The sequence below is a fragment of the Sulfitobacter sp. CW3 genome (assembly GCF_019392245.1).
Classification (GTDB): Bacteria; Pseudomonadota; Alphaproteobacteria; order Rhodobacterales; family Rhodobacteraceae; genus Sulfitobacter.
Genome location: NZ_JAHXRL010000003.1, coordinates 191,648 through 209,072, shown reverse-complemented (window position 1 = coordinate 209,072; position 17,425 = coordinate 191,648). Strand labels below are relative to the sequence as shown.

Sequence of the window (17,425 nt, the reverse complement as noted above, 5' to 3'; positions counted from 1 at the left end):
TTAATGGTGGTCGGTCTGGAGTTGACGTTCCAGCCATTGTGAATATTGCGAGATGCCGTAGCAAACGATGAAGAACAGAAGGGCGGCAAAGCCCCACAATTCCCAATAAACGCCGTTCCAATCCGTCGAGGCGAGGATCGGACCACGGATCATGCCCACCAGATCAAACATCGAAATGATCGATACCAGCGTGGTGTCTTTGAACAGACCCACGGCGACGTTAACGATACCCGGGATCGAGATCTTCAACGCCTGAGGCAGGATGATCAAACGCATGGATTGTGCGTAATCAAGGCCAAGGCTTTCGGCACCCTCGTACTGGCCGCGCGGCAACGCTGCCAGACCGCCACGGATAACTTCGGCGATATAGGCTGATGCGAACATTGTGATCATGATGATCACGCGCAAGATCAGGTCAAAGCTTGTTCCCGGCGGCAAGAAATACGCCAGGACCACGTTCGCCACGAACAGCAAGGTGATCAACGGCACGCCGCGGATGAATTCGATAAAGACCACGCAGATCATCTTGATGATTGGCAGGCTCGACTGGCGGCCAAGCGCCAGCACGATACCCAAAGGCAGCGATAGGGACACGCAGATCACCCCGAGGATCATGTTCAGCATAAAGCCACCCATGTTCCGCGAAACCACTTCCTCAAGCGCAAGAACGCCTGACAAACTGGGTGTGATGAAGCTTAAGACAAACCAGATCACCGCTGCGGCAACGACGCCACCCGCCAATCCGGCTGCAAAGCTTGTCTTTACCAGTTTGCTATAGACGAAATAGCCGATGCCAATGCTGGCCAACGCCGAAAGCGGCACCAATAGCGAACCACCCCAGATCAACCAAAAGGCGATGAAAGGGTACAGCGCGGTCACGATCAGCAACTGGCGCGGCAGCGACGAAAACAAGACCGGAGCGACCGCAACGAAGAGCAGCACAAAGGCCAATGTCGGGCGCCAATACCCGTCTTGGGGGTATGAAATACCGAACAACAGCTGGTTCCAACGCTCGGACAGAACCGAGAAACAGCCCCCCGCCCCGCCGTCCAACACTTCGCGGCATTCACGGATGTTGGCCGTCGTCCAGACGCCGCCCAGCAACCAAGGTAGGAAACCGGAAAGCAGCACGTAGATCACGTAAAGCGCTGCGATGGTCAGGATCGTGTACGGGATCGACGAAAAAAGGCTTTCGCGGAGCCATTTGACCGGGCCTTGTGCCGTCGATGGCGGTGCAGCCTGAGGCAGCATCGTATCGCGGACATAGGTAACGGTTTGGGCATGTGTATCTGACATATTACCGCTCCTTCAGGCTGACGTTGTTATTGTAGACGTTCATGATCGCCGAGATCGAAAGAGAGATCGTGAGATAGAACAGCATCAGCAACAGCACACACTCGATGGCGCGGCCCGTCTGGTTCAAGGTGATCCCGCCCAGCGTCGCCGTGATATCAGCATAGCCAACAGCAATCGCAAGAGACGAGTTTTTGGTGATGTTCAGATATTGTGAAATCAGCGGCGGGATGATCACGCGCAACGCTTGTGGCAAGATAACCAAGTTCATTACACGCTTGGGGCGCAGGCCCAGCGATGCAGCAGCCTCGGTTTGGCCTTTTGGAATTGCTTGAATCCCTGCCCGCACGTTTTCCGCAATAAAGGCACCTGTATAAACCGACAACGCCAGCCAAAGTGCGATCAACGGTGCGCCAATTTGGATACCGCCGCGAAAGTTAAAGCCTTTAAGCTCGGGCAGGTCCAACCCAACCGGGCTCCCCATCACGAAGAACATCAAAATGGTAGGTACGATCAGGATCGCCAGTGTCGGCCAGCCTGTCGGCAACAGCTTACCGGTTTCAAACAATAGTTTGACGGCATAGCGACGGTAGAAAAACACCGCAACAATCGACAAAAGGAAGGTCGCAACGACCATCATCGATCCCGGGCCCCAAACTGGCGCAGGGATATAGACCCCACGGTTGGTAAAGGCGAAGGCATCAAACAACATGCTGGACGTAGCATTGTCACCGCGGAACGCGTTGGGCGCAGGCAGGACCGCCGTCATCAACGTATAGATCATCAAGATCCAGATCAGCACGGGGATGTTGCGAAAAATCTCGACGTAAACGGACATCAGCTTGGATACGAGCCAGTTTTGCGACAGGCGCGCAACGCCGGCGATCACGCCGATCACAGTCGCCGTCAGACAGGCCAGAAACGCAACCAGCAACGTGTTGATGATGCCAACCATTGCCGCCCGCAGGTTCGACGATTGGCTGTTATAGTCGATCAACGTTTGGTTGATGTCGTAACCCGCCGGAACGCCCAAGAAATCATACGAGATATTCAGGCCTGCTTCGGCGAGGTTGCGCATCAGATTGACACCCAAAAAGGCCATCAACGCAATCAACAGCATCAAAGCAATAAATTGGAATGTGTAGGATCTATAGCGGGTGTCGTTTAGCAACATCGACAGCCGGAACGAGCCCTGTTGAGGGTCGGACATTGTCGTCATCAGATTATCCCTGTGTTCCGGATCCATTCATGCGCATCATTCGATATCGCTGGCCGGTTTTGTTTTTTTGTCTTGGAAGGCGCAAAGGGCGTGGAAAAATCCACGCCCTTTGACAAAGTTCTTAGCGGAAAGGAGGCGCGTACATCAGGCCGCCATCTGTCCACTGAGCGTTCAGGCCACGGGCCAGACCGATTGGTGTTTCTTCGCCGATGTTCTTGGCAAAGATTTCACCGTAGTTGCCTTGAGACGCGATTGCGTTCTTGGCCCATGCGGCGTCCAGACCCAGCATTTCACCCAACGTACCTTCGGAACCCAACAGACGGGCAACTTCGGGGTTGGTTGTGTTCATGGACATTTCTTCGACGTTTGCCGATGTAACACCCAGTTCTTCAGCTGCGATCAGAGCGTACAGAACCCAACGTGTTACGTCGCCCCAGTCGTTGTCGCCGTGACGAACCAGCGGGCCCAACGGCTCTTTCGAGATGATTTCTGGCAGGATGATGTGGTCGCCAGGTGTCTCGAATGTGGCACGTGTAGATGCCAGGCCGGATGCGTCAGTTGTGTAGGTGTCACATGCACCGGCAAGGTACTGCTGCTGGCCTTCGGCGTTTGTCTCGATTGGCACGGGCTCATACGAGATGTTGTTGGAGCGGAAGAAGTCAGCAAGGTTCAGTTCGGTTGTTGTACCGGTCTGAATGCAGACAGTCGCGCCATCCAGATCCTTGGCGGAAGAAACGCCCAAGGATTTTGGAACCATGAAGCCTTGGCCGTCATAGTAGTTCACACCGATGAAGTCGAACTTCAGGTCGACATCGCGGGAGAACGTCCATGTTGTGTTACGCGCGAGAAAGTCGATCTCGCCCGAGGCAAGCGCAGTAAAGCGTGTTTTGCCGGTTGTAGGAATGAATTCAACGGCTGTTGGATCACCGAAAACGGCGGCTGCGACAGCGCGACATACCGCAACGTCAAAACCTTCCCATTCGCCATTGGCGTTTGGTGCGGCAAAGCCGACGAGACCAGTTGTTACACCACAGTTCAGCTTGCCGCGCGCTTTCACGTCGTCAAGTGTTGCGGCAGCAGACGCACCGGCGAGAACGCCAGCAACTGTCAGCGCACCGAAAAATACGGATTTATTCATAGTTACCTCTTCCTGAATTCCGCCACGTTCATGGGCGGTTTATCCGACACCTTTTTTGGGTCGGAGGCCATTTTAATGGATTGATCCCATTAGTGGTTCTGAGTTTGGGCGAATTTATGCCAGCGCGTCAAGGCTATATGCCTAAAAAACAGCCTCGACCAAACGGCAATTGCCTAGTTTACCAGCTCGTCGCTGTTACTCAGGTCAAACATCAACTTTGCGTGAAGAAAACTGCCCTTTTTGGCTGCAGCGAGGGCCTCGGCATCGTCGTCTTTTCCCCATAATTCGGCCTGCCAGATCTCATCCAGGCGCGACATGTACCAAAGCGATTCCATATCGCGGGCATTCATCGCCGCGGCGAAGCCCAAAACCAATGACCCGGAGAGGCTGACAAGGTCGTGGAATGCCGCCAGTTCAAAGTGATCCAAGGCATGTGTCCGGCGCACCAGACCAGCGAACACATCCGGGTCTTGCGGCACATGCATGATACCCGTGCGCGGCTGCAACCTCGCGCCCAAGGCATCCTCTGCCCAGTCAAGCATCGGGTCCCAAGCGGCGCTTTGCCGGTCAACCAGCTCTTGCGGGCTGTCCGCGCGATAACACAGCAGATCGCAATCGCCATAAGCGGCGAGCATATCTGCAACCTCGGCGTGCTGAATTGCAACCTTGTCGATCGCGGCATTGGCCGTTTTTGTGCAAGGCATAGTAAGCGGATTGATCACCCCGTCCTGCGCCTGCCATTCAGCGGCAATTGCATCGGCCATTTTGGCGGTGGGCAACACCAGCAACTGCTTTGCCGGCGTTTTGATCGGGCGACCATCAAGCTCGACCGAATGCCCCCCGTCACATGGGACAACATCTGCCTCTTTCCAAAAGCGTTTGGCTTTCCAATCACTCATTTTTCAATGCTCCAGATTTAGGTCGGCACTGCGGGCACCTGATCGGGTAGATTGATCAGGTGCGCTGCTGCTCTTACGCCCAGTCTTCCTCGAATGGGTCAGCGGGTACATCCGATGGCGACCATTGGAACGTGTTCCACGTGCGCACCATATGCTCTGGCATTGGCGCAATCAGGTTCAACGTCGCCTTGGTCACCGGATGCTCAAGCGTCAGGGACCGCGCATGCAAATGCAGCTTTTTCGAGATGTCGCCGCCCAGTTGCGCGCCCCAGCCGTCGCCCATGTTTTCCTGACCAGAACCGCCGTATTTACCATCGCCAACAATAGGATGCCCGATCTCGGCCATATGCGCGCGCAGCTGGTGCGTGCGGCCCGTCACCGGAATCAGGGCAACCCAACAGGTACGATTGCCCGCTTGCGCCAATGTCGCATAGTCGGTCGTAGCGCGCTTGGCCCCTTCGGTTGTGTCCATATCCTTGGGGTGGACGCAGTACATCTTTTCGCCTTCGCCGCGGGCCCCATGACCGAACGCCTTGACCAAGCCGAACTTGATCGTGCCGTTCTTGGGGTGCGGAACACCGGCGACCGCCGCCCAATAGATCTTGCGGGTTTGGCGGTGCCTGAACGACGATGTCAGATCAGCCGCAATCGACCGTGTCCGCGCCATGATCAACACACCAGAGGTGTCTTTATCAAGACGGTGAACCAGTCGTGGCTTTTCATCCAGATCGAACATCAGCGCATCCGCCAACGCATCAACGTGGCGATCAGATTGGCCTGACCCGCCCTGCACCGGCAAGCCGGGGGGTTTGTTCAGCGCGATGATATAATCGTCACGGTAAATCACGCATGACCGGATGAATTTGGCATCCGCATCGGAAATCCGCGTGCGTTTTGGTGGCGGCGGGGCCTCGGTATCGGGCAGCGGCGGAATGCGAATTTCCTGCCCCACCTCTAGCCGAGTAGACGCTTTGACCCGCCCCCCATCGACGCGAATTTCACCCTTTCGGCACATCTTTTCGATGCGCCCCTGACTGATCAGCGGGAACATACGTTTGAACCAGCGGTCCAACCGCTGATCCCCGTCGCCCTGTTCAATGATCAGGTTTTGAACCCGGCTCATGCAAATACTCCTCTGGCCATCAACAGGCCCAGCATTAATCCTAGCACCGACAGTCCGACTGACAGTGCCACATATATCCCTGCCGATGCGATCTGGCCGCGCTCGATCAGTGTTACCGTTTCCAGCGAAAACGATGAGAGCGTCGTGAAGCCGCCCAAGATACCCGTCGCAATGAACGGGTTCAGATGGGTCAGCCCCTTTTGTGCGGCCACCACAATGAACAGCCCCATAATGAACGATCCCAGAATATTCACCGTCAACACAGCCACCGGAAAATCCAGAATGCCAAAAGCACGCACAATCCCGACACCCCAAAGGTATCGCAATGACGCGCCGATAGCACCACCAAGGGCCACAAAGAACAGGGTAGAAATCATCTGCGGTCTGTCACGCTTTGTGCGCGGATTGTCAAGTTTTGCGCGCCGCACGCAGCTTTTCGAAATAATCCAACCGTTTTTTCAGGTCGCGCTCAAACCCGCGTTCCACGGGCTGATAGAGTTGAGGCCGGTCCATCCCGTCAGGAAAGTAGTTCTGCCCAGAAAACCCATCTTCCGCATCGTGATCATAGGCATAGCCCGCGCCATACCCCTGATCCTTCATCATTCCCGTGGGGGCATTCAATATATGTTTGGGCGGCGGAGCAGACCCGGTCTGCTTTGCTGCACGCCGCGCGGCCTTGTATGCCACGTAGGCCGCGTTCGATTTCGGCGCCAACGCCAGATAGGTCACAGCCTGGGCCAGCGCCAGCTCCCCCTCAGGCGACCCCAAGCGTTCGTAGGTTTCCCACGATTGCAGGCAGATCGCCTGGGCTTGCGGATCGGCAAGCCCGATGTCTTCGACGGCCATACGGGTGATCCGGCGCATCAGATACCGCGGGTCTTCGCCGCCCTCAAGCATCCGCGCCAGCCAATATAGCGACGCATCCGGATCGGACCCGCGCACCGATTTGTGCAGCGCCGAGATCAGATTGTAATGTGCGTCCCCGCCCTTGTCGTATTGTGCGGCCCGACGCATCAACCGTGCCGATAACGCCTTGCCATCCAAGGCACCTTCGACCTTCCACGCCGCGACCTGTTCGATCAGGTTCAGCAAGGCACGCCCGTCACCATCGGCCATCTCAAGCAGGTTTTCCCGCGCCGCAGCGTCCAAGGGCAAAGGGCGGCCCAGTTCTGCTTCGGCCCGCGCTGCCAATCGCTCAAGATCGGTGTGCGGCAAACGCTCTAACACCAAGACCTGCGAACGGCTCAACACAGCGGCGTTCAGCTCGAACGACGGGTTCTCCGTAGTCGCGCCCACCAGCAAAATCGTACCGTCCTCCATATGCGGAAGAAAACCATCTTGCTGCGCCTTGTTGAAACGGTGGATTTCGTCGACGAACAGCAATGTCCCCTGCCCGTTTTGCCGCCTGATCTTGGCCGCCTCGAACACCTTGCGCAATTCGGGAACACCGCTGAAAATCGCACTGATCTGGACAAAATGCAGGTCGGTTTCATCGGCCAATAGCCGCGCGATCGTTGTCTTACCAACGCCCGGCGGGCCCCAAAAAATCAACGACCCCAAAGAACCCGATTCCAGCATCACCGTCAGCGGTGCCTCGGGGCCAAGTACCTGATTTTGTCCGATCACCTCGGCCAGCGTTTTAGGGCGCAGCCGATCCGCAAGGGGGCGATGCCCCCCTTGCGCAATCGTTTGGGTGCTGCCAAATAGATCGCTCACCGGTTAGATCCGAAACCGCAGTGACAATCGCTGTCCGCCGCGCTGCACGGACAATTCGGCCTGCCGCTGGCCCCTGAATGCTTTGCGTACTTGCTCGGGGCTTTGTACATTCTGGCCGTTAACCCCCAGAATGACGTCGCCCGGACGCAAACCAACGCGCATACCAAAGGGCCCAACATCCATCACGGCGACGCCCTCTACTTCAAGCGACAGGTTCAGCTCGGACAGGACCGCAGGATTGATCCGTGACAGTTCCAGACCGGGTAGCAATTCCTCATCACCCAAGATGACCGTCTCGCGCGGCGGCTCTTCCGGTGCCTCGATCAACCGTACCACCAGATCCGTTTGCTCCCCCTCGCGCAGGCGCGTAATCACGGCTTGCTTGCCCAGACCGGCAACGCTCATCCGGTAAATCATCTCGGCGGGGGAATGCACATCCAGACCATCGACGGCGATGATCACATCACCGACACGAAACCCCGCCGCCAAAAACGGGCTGACCGGATGCAGCCCCGATAGAATAATGCCGCCGGGCCGGTCTAGGCCCAACGGTGCCGCCATATCGGCATCTACCGCCTGCCCGCTTAACCCGGCCCAAGGCCGCGCAAAACGCGTCGCACCGCTGCGCGCCTGATCCATAAACGCGCTGACCAAATTGGCAGGGATGGCAAAACCGATACCGTTTGATCCGCCCGAACTGGTCAGGATGGATGTGTTGATACCGATCAGATCGCCCTGCATATCAATCAGCGCACCGCCGGAATTGCCCGGATTGATGGGGGCATCCGTCTGAATGAAATACCCCTGCCCGCCGCCGTTCATACCACCCGACCGCGCAAGGCCAGATACGATCCCGCTGCTGACAGTCTGGCCCACGCCGAACGGGTTCCCGATGGCCAAAGCCAACTCGCCGACCTCAACCCCGTCACTGTCGCGCAAGGACAGAAACGGCAAGTCTGCCACATCATCAATCTTGAGGATCGCAAGATCACTGTCCGCATCGCTCAGCATCACGCGGGCCGAGAATTCGCGCCGGTCAGCAAGGACAATACGAATGTCCGTCGCCATACCAACCACGTGATAATTCGATACCACAATCCCGTCCTCAGACAAAATCACGCCCGACCCAAGCGAGTTTTGAACGCGCGGCAGTCCCGCATCCGGGCTTTGAAAAAACCGCTCGAAAAACGGATCGGATTGCAGCGGCGTGCGACTGCTTGGCACAATGGTGCGTGCATAGATGTTCACAACAGCTGGCACCGCCTCTTTCACCAAAGGCGCAAAGCTAAGCTGCATTTGAACCGCAGAGGTCGGAACAGTCTGCGCATGAACGGGCAGTGAAATCAGGGCGAGCAGGACAAGGATATATTTCATACCCAAGATATGCGCAGCCCAAGGTGCTTTCGCAACACCCATATTCCAAATGGAATAAAATCCTCGCCGAAGGCATAAAAAAAGCCCCTGCAGAAGCAGGGGCCTTAAAATCTTAGATAAAGCAGATGGCTTTAGTCTTCTGCAACTTCATAGGCCGCAACGCGTGCCTTGTCGTTTGCACCCTTCGCGTCGCGGTCGCGATCTACGAATTCGATGATGGCCATCGGTGCCATGTCGCCGTAACGGAAGCCCGCTTTCAGAACGCGAACATAGCCGCCCTGACGGTCTTTGTAGCGTGGTCCAAGGATGTCGAACAATTTCGCGACATACTGGTCCTGCTTCAGCTTGCTTGCTGCCTGACGGCGCGCGTGCAGATCGCCGCGCTTGGCAAGCGTGATCATTTTTTCAATGATCGGCTTCAATTCTTTTGCTTTTGGCAAAGTTGTTTTGATTTGCTCATGTTCGATGAGCGAGCCTGCCATGTTCGCGAACAGCGCTTTGCGGTGTTCATGAGTACGGTTCAGGCGGCGGTAACCACGTGCGTGACGCATTTTCTAGTCTCCAACGATATGCCCTCTACGGGCGGTTTTGCTTTGTCCGGTTGGCGTGCGTAGCGCCAACTCTCCTTGGGGCCCTCTTGGCCCAGTCTTGCATGTGGTGGGGATCGCTCCCCACCGCATGAATTCTTAGAACGAATCCTCGAACTTCTTGGCAAGGTCTTCGATGTTGTCCGGTGGCCAATCCTCGACGTCCATACCAAGGTGCAGACCCATACCCGACAGCACTTCCTTGATTTCGTTCAAGGACTTGCGGCCAAAGTTCGGTGTACGCAGCATTTCGGCTTCGGTCTTCTGGATCAGATCGCCAATATACACGATATTGTCGTTCTTCAGGCAGTTCGCGGAACGAACAGACAGTTCCAACTCGTCTACTTTCTTAAGCAGCAGCGGGTTGAATTCCAGACCATCGTCATCATCCTGACGCGACGCAGATTCAGGCTCGTCGAAGTTGACGAAAATGCCCAGCTGGTCTTGCAGAATGCGCGCCGCAAATGCGACTGCATCGTCTGGCGTGATCGAACCGTCGGTTTCAACCTTCATCGTCAGCTTGTCATAATCCAGCACCTGACCTTCGCGGGTCGGCTGCACGTCATAGGACACTTTTTTCACTGGCGAATAGATCGCATCGATCGGGATCAACCCGATTGGCGCGTCTTCCGGCTTGTTCTTGTCCGCCGCAACATAGCCCTTGCCCGTATTTACGGTCAGTTCCATGTACACGTCGGCACCGTCATCCAGGTGGCAGATTACGTGATCGCGGTTCAGGATCTCGATCCCGGCGCTTTCAGAAATGTCGCCAGCGGTAACAACGCCAGGGCCTTTTGCAGAAATCGACAGGCGCTTTGGCCCTTCGACTTCCATACGCAAGGAAACGCCCTTGAGGTTCAAAACGATGTCGGTAACGTCTTCACGCACACCAGCAACGCTGGAGAATTCGTGCAAAACATTGTCAATTTGTACAGATGTGATGGCCGCGCCTTGCAGCGACGACATCAGAACGCGACGCAGCGCGTTGCCCATGGTCAAACCAAAACCACGCTCAAGCGGTTCTGCGATCACAGTTGCCTGACGTGCTGGGTCATTGCCCGGCTTCACGTCCAGCTGCTGTGGTTTAATCAATTCAGCCCAATTTTTGTGGATCATACGTCCCTCCATTCTTGTCTCTTGCCCCATGTCCAAACGGCGAAGAAACTCCCGAGGTTTCAGAAAAGCAGAACGGGGCCGCACGCAAAGGCGCGACCCCATAAATAATATATGTCCTTAGACGCGGCGACGCTTTGGTGGGCGGCAGCCGTTGTGGGCCATAGGTGTCACGTCACGGATCGATGTGATGTTGAAACCTGCAGCAGCCAAAGCGCGCAATGCGCTTTCACGGCCCGAACCTGGGCCTTGCACTTCGACTTCCAGCGTTTTCACGCCGTGATCTTGTGCTTTCTTGCCCACATCTTCTGCTGCCATCTGGGCTGCGTAAGGTGTCGATTTACGCGACCCTTTGAAACCCATTGTGCCTGCCGAAGACCATGCAATCGCATTGCCCTGAACGTCAGAGATCAGAATTTTTGTGTTGTTGAAGGAGCTATTAACATGCGCCACACCTGCGGCGATGTTCTTGCTGACCTTACGCTTTGTTTTTGTCTTTTCGCGTGCCATTGATCAGACCCCCTTATTTCTTCTTACCAGCAATGGCCTTTGCAGGGCCTTTGCGAGTGCGAGCGTTGGTATGGGTACGCTGACCACGAACCGGCAGGTTACGACGGTGACGCAGGCCACGGTAGCAACCAAGATCCATCAGACGCTTGATGTTCATCTGTGTCTCGCGACGCAGGTCGCCTTCAACAGAGAAATTTTCGTCGATGTATTCGCGGATCTTCAGGATTTCAGCATCCGAAAGTTCGTTGATACGACGGGTGATGTCGATGCCAACCGCTTCGCAGATTTGCGCAGCCGAAGAGTTACCGATACCAGTGATATATGTGAGGGCGATTGGAACCCGCTTTGCAGTCGGGATGTTTACGCCGGCAATACGTGCCACGTGTGCTATTCCTTTTTCGTTGCGGGTCCGTTATACCAGACCCTTTTTTCACAACGTGAAGCCCGAGGCGATAATTGCCATCGGGCTGCAGCTGATCAGGTGTTCATGCGCGGGGTTTGATCTAGACCCGTTGCAATTCGATTCTCTTGCGAGATACGGCTGGTTATTGCCATTTACAACAAGCGTCAACCCACCATTGGTCTTGTTGGCTGCATTCAGGCTGATACGGGGGCGTCCGCGTTGCTGAAATCGCGGCCTCCAATGAAAACGGCACCGGTGCGATGCAGCGGTGCCGTTTTGAAAACTAGATACGCAAGGTAGCTAATTAAGCGTCCAGAATTGCAGCGATGCTCGCTTGGACAACCTTGATGTCTGCCAAGCCGTCAACCCGCTTCAGCAAATCATGCGCGTAATAATAACCCAGCAGCGGCGACGTCTTCTTGTAGTATTCCATCAGACGGTTGCGCAGGCTTTCTTCGTTGTCATCCGCCCGGCGTTTGAAATCAGACGCCCCGCATTTGACGCACTTGCCATCGGCAGGCTGGGGCTTTGTCACGTCGTGGTAAACTTCACCGCAGTTGCCGCATGTCGACCGGCCAGCAATACGTTTAACCAAGGCCTCATCGTTCACCCGCAGCTCGATCACGCAGTCCAGCGTTTTCCCGGTCGCTTTCATCAGCTCACCCAAGGCCGTGGCTTGCGCCAGCGTGCGTGGGAAGCCGTCAAAGATGAAACCACCGTGTTCGGTCTTGTCTTCCAGCTTTTCGCGGATAAGCCCGATTACGATCTCGTCGGTGACCAAGTCGCCGCGCGCCATGACATCGGCAACCATATTGCCCATCTCAGTGCCGCTATCTTTTGCTTCGCGCAGCATGTCGCCGGTCGAAAGTTGAACCATATTGCGTGTCTCAACCAAGTGACGCGCCTGTGTTCCTTTGCCCGCTCCGGGCGGTCCAAGCAGAATAATATTCATTTACGTGCTGGGCTCCGTTTTTTGCGGGATTTACCTGTTTTGCCACGCAACTGTGACCGCTCAAGCAACCCCTCGTATTGATGTGCAAGCAGATGGCTTTGCACTTGTTGAATGGTGTCCATCGTTACCGACACAACAATTAGAACGGAAGTACCACCAAAGTAGAATGGGATGGCGAACTGACCGCGCAGAATCTCGGGAAGAATACATACCGCAGCAAGATATGCCGCGCCGAGTACCAAGATGCGGTTAACGACATATTCCAGATATTCGGCTGTCTTCTTGCCAGGGCGAATGCCGGGCACAAAACCGTTCTGGTTCTTAAGGTTGTCCGCAACCTCGTCAGGCTTAAAGCTGACGTTGAAGGTGTAGAAATACGCAAAGAAAACTATCATCGCGACGAAGAACAGCAGGTAAAGCGGCTGCCCCGGCCCAAAGTTTGCCAACAAGACTGACATGATCGGCCCTGTAGAATTCCCCGAGAACGTGCTGATCGTGACAGGCAACAGCAAAAGCGAGCTGGCGAAGATCGCAGGGATAACACCCGCTGGGTTTACCTTGACCGGCAGATGCGAAGACCCGCCATCGTACATCTTTTGGCCGACCTGACGACGCGGGTACTGGATGTGGATCTTGCGCAGGGCACGCTCCATAAAGACCACGAACATGATCGTCACGATAACCATGACCAACACGCCAACAATCACCGCAGGGCTGATCGCACCGGAACGACCGGAGGAAAAGAACTGCGCGATGGCGGCTGGAACTTCGGCGATGATGCCGACGAAGATGATCAATGAAATACCGTTACCGATGCCGCGCGCGGTGATTTGCTCACCCAGCCACATCAGGAACATCGTGCCGCCGACCAGCGTGATCATACAAGCGATACGGAAATACATGCCCGGATCGGCCGCGATATCGCCCGCCTCAAGCGAGACAGCCAGACCGTAGGCCTGCAAGGTCGCCAAAGCCACCGTACCGAACCGTGTATATTGGTTAATTTTCTTACGGCCCTGCTCGCCCTCTTTCTTGAGCTGCTCAAGCGCGGGCACCATCGACGTCATCAGCTGAACGATGATCGAGGCCGAAATATAGGGCATGATACCCAAGGCAAAGATGCCCATGCGGCCAAGTGCGCCGCCGGTAAACATCGAAACCATGCCGCCGATGCCCTGACCCGCGCTTTCCATGAACTGGCGCAGGGCGGTGCCGTCAATGCCGGGAACCGGGATGAACGTGCCAAGGCGATAAACGATCAGCAAACCCAGTGTGAATAGAATCCGGTTGCGAAGGTCTGTGGCCTTGCCCAACGCGGACCAACTGGTGTTGGCGGCCATGCTTTCGACGGCTGATACCATGATTAGGGCTCTTTCTTTGCAAAAACGCCGCCCGAGCCGTTTTCCGGCGGGCGGCATTTGGGAAAACTCGATTGACTATGTAAGCGGGACGCGGCCCGCTCACAAGGCAAAAGGGTAGGTTACGCGTCTGCGTTCGCCGCGGCAGGTGCTGTGACGGTCAATTTGCCGCCCGCTTTCTCTACGGCTTCGACTGCGGACTTGGACGCACCGGTGACCTGGAGGTCAACCTTGGTGGTGAAATCGCCCTTTGCCAGAACGCGAATACCGTCCAGCTTGCGACGTACCAGACCCGAAGAGATCAGCGCGTCTTCGGTGATTGCGGCACCAGCGTCGATCTTTTTGTCGTCGATGAATTTCTGGATCAGGCCCAAGTTCACAACTGCGTATGCTTTGCGGTTCGGCTTGGTAAAGCCGCGCTTTGGCAGACGTTGGTACAATGGCATTTGACCGCCTTCGTAACCGTTGATCGCTACACCCGAACGGGATTTCTGACCTTTGATACCACGGCCACCCATTTTACCGGTGCCGGAACCAGGACCACGGCCAACGCGCTTGCGTTTCTTGGTGGCGCCTTCGTTATCAGACAGTTCATGCAGTTTCATGTCGCTTCTCCTTTTGCCGGATGTGGCCCCCAGCGACGGGAGCGGCCAAACGCGGCGTTTCATGATTCTTGTGGCGGATCGGTGGCCACTGGGGGCGTATAACCACCTCCAGCAGAGTTATCAAGCCGCGAGCACCGTGTTTCAGCGTCTTGGCAAACTACCAAAGATCAAAGCTCTTCCGTCCAGCCCTGGTACCGATCTGAACCTGCAATACTTCTCGCCCAGCGTCGAACTGTTGCCTCGGCCTCCTCCGCTGTGTCAGCGCGCGTTTGAGAGTTGCTATAGTAAAAACTGCGCCCTTCTTGCCCAGCATATGTGTGGGAATACCTGATAGTGAAATTATCGTTTGGCGGCCCCAGATAAACGCGAGCCCTAAAATCAATCATCTCATCTGTTTTCTCGTGCTTAATGTCAGCACGGTATTCAGCAAAAAGTTTATAAAATTCTACCATTTTTTGAAACCTTACTTTTTTAAATGTCATTGATACATGGAAGGTTACAATTCATTTTTCAATGACAAGTCAAAAAAAACGCCCCGCAGTTTCCTGCGAGGCGTTTGATTCAAGGTGGGTTTCACCCACCTTACGGCGTGTTGGTAGGGTGGGTGAAACCCACCGTAACCTCAGCCTTTTTCTTCGATGATCTCTACCATGTGAGAAATCTTGCGGATCATGCCGCGGACGGAAGGTGTGTCTTCCAACTCGCGTACACGGTGCATTTTGTTCAGACCCAGACCGATCAACGTAGCACGCTGGTCAGCGGGGCGGCGGATTGGCGAACCAACCTGCTTGATTACAATCGTCTTAGCCATGCTTATGCCTCCTCAGCCACTTGTGCGGACGATTCAACATTGTCCTCACGCTTGGGCAGAATGTCCGCAACCTTCTTGCCGCGACGCTGCGCGACCGAACGAGGGGAGGATTCTTTTTTCAGACCGTCCATAGTGGCGCGGATCATGTTGTAAGGGTTTTGCGAACCGATGGACTTGGACACAACGTCCTTGATGCCCAGCATTTCGAAAACGGCACGCATTGGACCACCGGCGATGATACCGGTACCTTCTGGTGCTGTACGCATAACCACTTTACCGGCGCCGTGACGGCCTTCCATGTCGTGGTGCAGTGTACGGCCTTCGCGCAGCTGAACGCGGATCATTTGGCGCTTAGCTTGCTCTGTGGCTTTGCGAATGGCTTCAGGAACCTCTTTCGCTTTACCTTTACCAAAGCCTACGCGGCCTTTTTGGTCACCAACAACCACAAGTGCGGCGAAGCCAAAACGCTTACCACCCTTAACGGTCTTGGAAACACGGTTGATCGCCACTAGGCGGTCGGCGAATTCTGGGGTCTCTTCGCGCTGGTTGCGGCGGTTACCACCCCGGTTGTCATCTCTTGCCATGCGGCATCATCCTTTTGGTACGGCGCAAGCGCCTTTCTTGGTCAATCCTGGTGGGTCACAAAGGCCCCCGGATCATCGAGGCGGCACATCGCGTGCCGCCTACGTTGTCTTAGATTTTCAGGCCGCCTTCGCGGGCTGCGTCGGCCAAAGCTTTTACTTTGCCGTGGAACAGGAAACCGCCACGGTCAAAATATGCTTCGGTTACACCGGCCTTTTTAGCACGTTCGGCAATGGCCGAACCCACTTTGGTCGCTGCGTCGATGTTGTTCTTGCCAACAACGCCTAGGTCTTTTTCGAGCGAGGACGCGGAGGCCAATGTGACCCCTTTGACATCGTCGATCAGCTGGGCGCTGATGTTTTTGTTCGAACGGTGAACCGAAAGGCGAAGCCGCCCTGCGTTGACCCGACGAAGCTTGTTCCGAACGCGCAGGCGGCGTTTCAGAAACAGTTGTCTTTTGCTGTTTGCCATCTGAGCTATCCTTACTTCTTCTTGCCTTCTTTGCGGAAGACGAACTCACCTTTATAGCGGATACCTTTGCCTTTATAAGGCTCGGGTTTGCGCCATTGGCGGATGTTCGCGGCGACTTGACCAACTAGCTGTTCGTCAATGCCTTCTACCACAATCTCGGTCTGTTTCGGTACCGTGACGGTCACACCGGCTGGCGGTGTGTAGTCAACGTCGTGCGACAGGCCCAGGTTCAGTTTCAACGAGTTGCCAGTCATGGCAGCACGATAACCAACACCTTGGATCTCAAGCTCTTTCTTGAAACCTTCAGTGACACCTGTAACCAAGTTGCCGATCATTGTGCGGCTCATGCCCCACTGCTGGCGGGCACGCTTGGATTTGCCACGTGGTGTAATTGTCACCACGTTGTCTTCGACACTCATTGTAACGTCGTCAGTTGCTTTAAAGGTACGTGTACCCTTTGGGCCTTTGACTTCGATGGTCTGACCGCTGACCGATGCAGAAACACCGCTGGGCAGGTCGACCGGTTTTTTACCAATACGAGACATTTTGTTCTCCTTAGAATACGGTGCAGAGCACTTCGCCGCCAACGTTGGCGTGCCGTGCATTCTGATCCGACATCACACCCTTGGGGGTGGAGACAATCGACACACCAAGGCCCTGACGGACAACGGGAATGTCATTGACGCCCATGTAGACGCGACGACCGGGTTTGGAAACCCGCTTCAATTCGCGAATAACAGGTTCGCCCTCGTAATACTTGAGGCTGATTTCGATGGCGGGGTGGCCGTCGGCGCCCGTCGTCTTTTCATAGCCGCGGATGTAACCTTCGTCGGCAAGTACGTCCAATACCCATGCACGCAGCTTGGAAGCTGGGGTCATGACTGTGGATTTACCGCGCAACGAGGAGTTACGGATGCGTGTCAGCATATCTGCGATAGGATCGTTCATGTGATGCGCTCCTTACCAGCTCGACTTGACCATGCCGGGGATTTGGCCGCTTGAGCCAAGATCCCGCAACGCGATCCGCGAAATTTTCAGTTTACGATAATAAGCGTGCGGACGGCCTGTCAGCTGGCAGCGGTTGTGCAGACGCACAGCGCTGGAGTTCCGAGGCAGTTTCGCCAAAGCCAAGGAAGCGCGGAAACGCTCTTCCATGGGCTTTTCTTGATCGCTTACGATCTCTTTCAAGGCAGCGCGCTTTGCAGCGAACTTCTTGACCAGTGCTTCACGCTTCTTTTCGCGTGCGATCATGGATTTCTTAGCCATATCTA

Annotated in this window: 22 protein-coding genes; all 22 read right to left on the bottom strand. The window is 55.5% G+C overall.

All coding sequences use genetic code 11. The features are described 5' to 3' along the window. The 22 genes from KZZ06_RS07880 to rpsN all read right to left on the bottom strand — a co-directional run bounded on the left by KZZ06_RS07880 (position 1) and on the right by rpsN (position 17,420). Positions 1 to 1,296, bottom strand: coding sequence for an amino acid ABC transporter permease (locus KZZ06_RS07880; protein ID WP_219579490.1), 1,296 nt, complete (start codon positions 1,294 to 1,296; stop codon positions 1 to 3). A gap of 1 nt (position 1,297) precedes the next feature. Next, on the bottom strand, positions 1,298 to 2,512 hold the full coding sequence (locus tag KZZ06_RS07875) for an amino acid ABC transporter permease (protein WP_219579489.1): 1,215 nt from the start codon (positions 2,510 to 2,512) through the stop codon (positions 1,298 to 1,300). Between the two features lie 121 nt (positions 2,513 to 2,633). After that, positions 2,634 to 3,650, bottom strand: coding sequence for an amino acid ABC transporter substrate-binding protein (locus KZZ06_RS07870; protein WP_219579488.1), 1,017 nt, complete (start codon positions 3,648 to 3,650; stop codon positions 2,634 to 2,636). A 173-nt stretch (positions 3,651 to 3,823) separates the two neighbouring features. Beyond that, positions 3,824 to 4,549, bottom strand: a complete 726-nt coding sequence (locus tag KZZ06_RS07865; RefSeq protein WP_219579487.1) for an ATP12 family chaperone protein — start codon at positions 4,547 to 4,549, stop codon at positions 3,824 to 3,826. A 73-nt stretch (positions 4,550 to 4,622) separates the two neighbouring features. After that, complete coding sequence (locus tag KZZ06_RS07860; RefSeq protein ID WP_219579486.1) at positions 4,623 to 5,672, bottom strand: RluA family pseudouridine synthase; 1,050 nt, start codon at positions 5,670 to 5,672, stop codon at positions 4,623 to 4,625. Continuing rightward, a complete protein-coding gene (gene crcB / locus KZZ06_RS07855; RefSeq protein WP_219579485.1) occupies positions 5,669 to 6,049 on the bottom strand; it encodes a fluoride efflux transporter CrcB in 381 nt (126 codons plus the stop codon). The genes KZZ06_RS07860 and crcB overlap by 4 nt, the downstream gene beginning before the upstream one ends. 31 nt (positions 6,050 to 6,080) lie before the next feature. Beyond that, entirely contained in the window at positions 6,081 to 7,388 is a 1,308-nt protein-coding gene (locus tag KZZ06_RS07850) for a replication-associated recombination protein A (RefSeq protein ID WP_219579484.1), read from the bottom strand. Positions 7,389 to 7,391: 3 nt separating this feature from the next. Continuing rightward, the gene (locus KZZ06_RS07845) at positions 7,392 to 8,762 is read right to left on the bottom strand and encodes a trypsin-like peptidase domain-containing protein (protein ID WP_219579895.1); all 1,371 of its coding nucleotides are present in this window, start codon (positions 8,760 to 8,762) and stop codon (positions 7,392 to 7,394) included. Positions 8,763 to 8,893: 131 nt separating this feature from the next. Further along, positions 8,894 to 9,313, bottom strand: coding sequence for a 50S ribosomal protein L17 (gene rplQ / locus KZZ06_RS07840; protein WP_219579483.1), 420 nt, complete (start codon positions 9,311 to 9,313; stop codon positions 8,894 to 8,896). Positions 9,314 to 9,448: 135 nt separating this feature from the next. Further along, positions 9,449 to 10,465, bottom strand: coding sequence for a DNA-directed RNA polymerase subunit alpha (locus tag KZZ06_RS07835; RefSeq protein WP_219579482.1), 1,017 nt, complete (start codon positions 10,463 to 10,465; stop codon positions 9,449 to 9,451). Positions 10,466 to 10,582: 117 nt separating this feature from the next. Then, positions 10,583 to 10,972 (bottom strand): 30S ribosomal protein S11, encoded by a 390-nt coding sequence (gene rpsK / locus KZZ06_RS07830; RefSeq protein ID WP_008226467.1) that lies wholly within the window; start codon positions 10,970 to 10,972, stop codon positions 10,583 to 10,585. A gap of 13 nt (positions 10,973 to 10,985) precedes the next feature. Continuing rightward, positions 10,986 to 11,354, bottom strand: a complete 369-nt coding sequence (gene rpsM / locus KZZ06_RS07825; RefSeq protein WP_176250637.1) for a 30S ribosomal protein S13 — start codon at positions 11,352 to 11,354, stop codon at positions 10,986 to 10,988. Between the two features lie 325 nt (positions 11,355 to 11,679). Continuing rightward, positions 11,680 to 12,327 carry an adenylate kinase gene (locus tag KZZ06_RS07820; protein ID WP_219579481.1) on the bottom strand — a complete coding sequence of 216 codons (648 nt, stop codon included), beginning with the start codon at positions 12,325 to 12,327 and terminating at the stop codon, positions 11,680 to 11,682. Continuing rightward, positions 12,324 to 13,688: a preprotein translocase subunit SecY gene (gene secY, locus KZZ06_RS07815; protein WP_219579480.1), complete on the bottom strand. Its 1,365-nt coding sequence runs from the start codon at positions 13,686 to 13,688 to the stop codon at positions 12,324 to 12,326. The genes KZZ06_RS07820 and secY overlap by 4 nt, the downstream gene beginning before the upstream one ends. A gap of 119 nt (positions 13,689 to 13,807) precedes the next feature. Continuing rightward, on the bottom strand, positions 13,808 to 14,290 hold the full coding sequence (gene rplO, locus KZZ06_RS07810) for a 50S ribosomal protein L15 (RefSeq protein WP_219579479.1): 483 nt from the start codon (positions 14,288 to 14,290) through the stop codon (positions 13,808 to 13,810). A gap of 167 nt (positions 14,291 to 14,457) precedes the next feature. Then, on the bottom strand, positions 14,458 to 14,742 hold the full coding sequence (locus KZZ06_RS07805) for a hypothetical protein (protein WP_219579478.1): 285 nt from the start codon (positions 14,740 to 14,742) through the stop codon (positions 14,458 to 14,460). 170 nt (positions 14,743 to 14,912) lie between these two features. Further along, on the bottom strand, positions 14,913 to 15,101 hold the full coding sequence (rpmD, locus tag KZZ06_RS07800) for a 50S ribosomal protein L30 (protein ID WP_005849797.1): 189 nt from the start codon (positions 15,099 to 15,101) through the stop codon (positions 14,913 to 14,915). A 2-nt stretch (positions 15,102 to 15,103) separates the two neighbouring features. Then, entirely contained in the window at positions 15,104 to 15,685 is a 582-nt protein-coding gene (gene rpsE, locus KZZ06_RS07795) for a 30S ribosomal protein S5 (RefSeq protein WP_219579477.1), read from the bottom strand. Between the two features lie 109 nt (positions 15,686 to 15,794). Beyond that, positions 15,795 to 16,154, bottom strand: coding sequence for a 50S ribosomal protein L18 (gene rplR / locus KZZ06_RS07790; RefSeq protein ID WP_093917649.1), 360 nt, complete (start codon positions 16,152 to 16,154; stop codon positions 15,795 to 15,797). 11 nt (positions 16,155 to 16,165) lie between these two features. Continuing rightward, positions 16,166 to 16,699 carry a 50S ribosomal protein L6 gene (rplF, locus tag KZZ06_RS07785; protein WP_219579476.1) on the bottom strand — a complete coding sequence of 178 codons (534 nt, stop codon included), beginning with the start codon at positions 16,697 to 16,699 and terminating at the stop codon, positions 16,166 to 16,168. Positions 16,700 to 16,709: 10 nt separating this feature from the next. Beyond that, positions 16,710 to 17,102, bottom strand: coding sequence for a 30S ribosomal protein S8 (rpsH, locus tag KZZ06_RS07780; protein WP_093917647.1), 393 nt, complete (start codon positions 17,100 to 17,102; stop codon positions 16,710 to 16,712). Between the two features lie 12 nt (positions 17,103 to 17,114). Next, complete coding sequence (gene rpsN, locus KZZ06_RS07775; RefSeq protein WP_219579475.1) at positions 17,115 to 17,420, bottom strand: 30S ribosomal protein S14; 306 nt, start codon at positions 17,418 to 17,420, stop codon at positions 17,115 to 17,117. Positions 17,421 to 17,425 lie beyond the last annotated feature (5 nt).

Excerpts from the sequence above, each read along its gene's own strand:
- KZZ06_RS07880 (WP_219579490.1), bottom strand. The coding sequence starts at position 1,296 with ATGTCAGATACACATGCCCAAACCGTTACCTATGTCCGCGATACGATG.
- KZZ06_RS07875 (WP_219579489.1), bottom strand. The coding sequence starts at position 2,512 with ATGACGACAATGTCCGACCCTCAACAGGGCTCGTTCCGGCTGTCGATG.
- KZZ06_RS07870 (WP_219579488.1), bottom strand. The coding sequence starts at position 3,650 with ATGAATAAATCCGTATTTTTCGGTGCGCTGACAGTTGCTGGCGTTCTC.
- KZZ06_RS07865 (WP_219579487.1), bottom strand. The coding sequence starts at position 4,549 with ATGAGTGATTGGAAAGCCAAACGCTTTTGGAAAGAGGCAGATGTTGTC.
- KZZ06_RS07860 (WP_219579486.1), bottom strand. The coding sequence starts at position 5,672 with ATGAGCCGGGTTCAAAACCTGATCATTGAACAGGGCGACGGGGATCAG.
- crcB (WP_219579485.1), bottom strand. The coding sequence starts at position 6,049 with ATGATTTCTACCCTGTTCTTTGTGGCCCTTGGTGGTGCTATCGGCGCG.
- KZZ06_RS07845 (WP_219579895.1), bottom strand. The coding sequence starts at position 8,762 with ATGAAATATATCCTTGTCCTGCTCGCCCTGATTTCACTGCCCGTTCAT.
- rplQ (WP_219579483.1), bottom strand. The coding sequence starts at position 9,313 with ATGCGTCACGCACGTGGTTACCGCCGCCTGAACCGTACTCATGAACAC.
- KZZ06_RS07835 (WP_219579482.1), bottom strand. The coding sequence starts at position 10,465 with ATGATCCACAAAAATTGGGCTGAATTGATTAAACCACAGCAGCTGGAC.
- rpsK (WP_008226467.1), bottom strand. The coding sequence starts at position 10,972 with ATGGCACGCGAAAAGACAAAAACAAAGCGTAAGGTCAGCAAGAACATC.
- KZZ06_RS07820 (WP_219579481.1), bottom strand. The coding sequence starts at position 12,327 with ATGAATATTATTCTGCTTGGACCGCCCGGAGCGGGCAAAGGAACACAG.
- secY (WP_219579480.1), bottom strand. The coding sequence starts at position 13,688 with ATGGTATCAGCCGTCGAAAGCATGGCCGCCAACACCAGTTGGTCCGCG.
- rplO (WP_219579479.1), bottom strand. The coding sequence starts at position 14,290 with ATGAAACTGCATGAACTGTCTGATAACGAAGGCGCCACCAAGAAACGC.
- KZZ06_RS07805 (WP_219579478.1), bottom strand. The coding sequence starts at position 14,742 with ATGGTAGAATTTTATAAACTTTTTGCTGAATACCGTGCTGACATTAAG.
- rpmD (WP_005849797.1), bottom strand. The coding sequence starts at position 15,101 with ATGGCTAAGACGATTGTAATCAAGCAGGTTGGTTCGCCAATCCGCCGC.
- rpsE (WP_219579477.1), bottom strand. The coding sequence starts at position 15,685 with ATGGCAAGAGATGACAACCGGGGTGGTAACCGCCGCAACCAGCGCGAA.
- rplR (WP_093917649.1), bottom strand. The coding sequence starts at position 16,154 with ATGGCAAACAGCAAAAGACAACTGTTTCTGAAACGCCGCCTGCGCGTT.
- rplF (WP_219579476.1), bottom strand. The coding sequence starts at position 16,699 with ATGTCTCGTATTGGTAAAAAACCGGTCGACCTGCCCAGCGGTGTTTCT.
- rpsH (WP_093917647.1), bottom strand. The coding sequence starts at position 17,102 with ATGAACGATCCTATCGCAGATATGCTGACACGCATCCGTAACTCCTCG.
- rpsN (WP_219579475.1), bottom strand. The coding sequence starts at position 17,420 with ATGGCTAAGAAATCCATGATCGCACGCGAAAAGAAGCGTGAAGCACTG.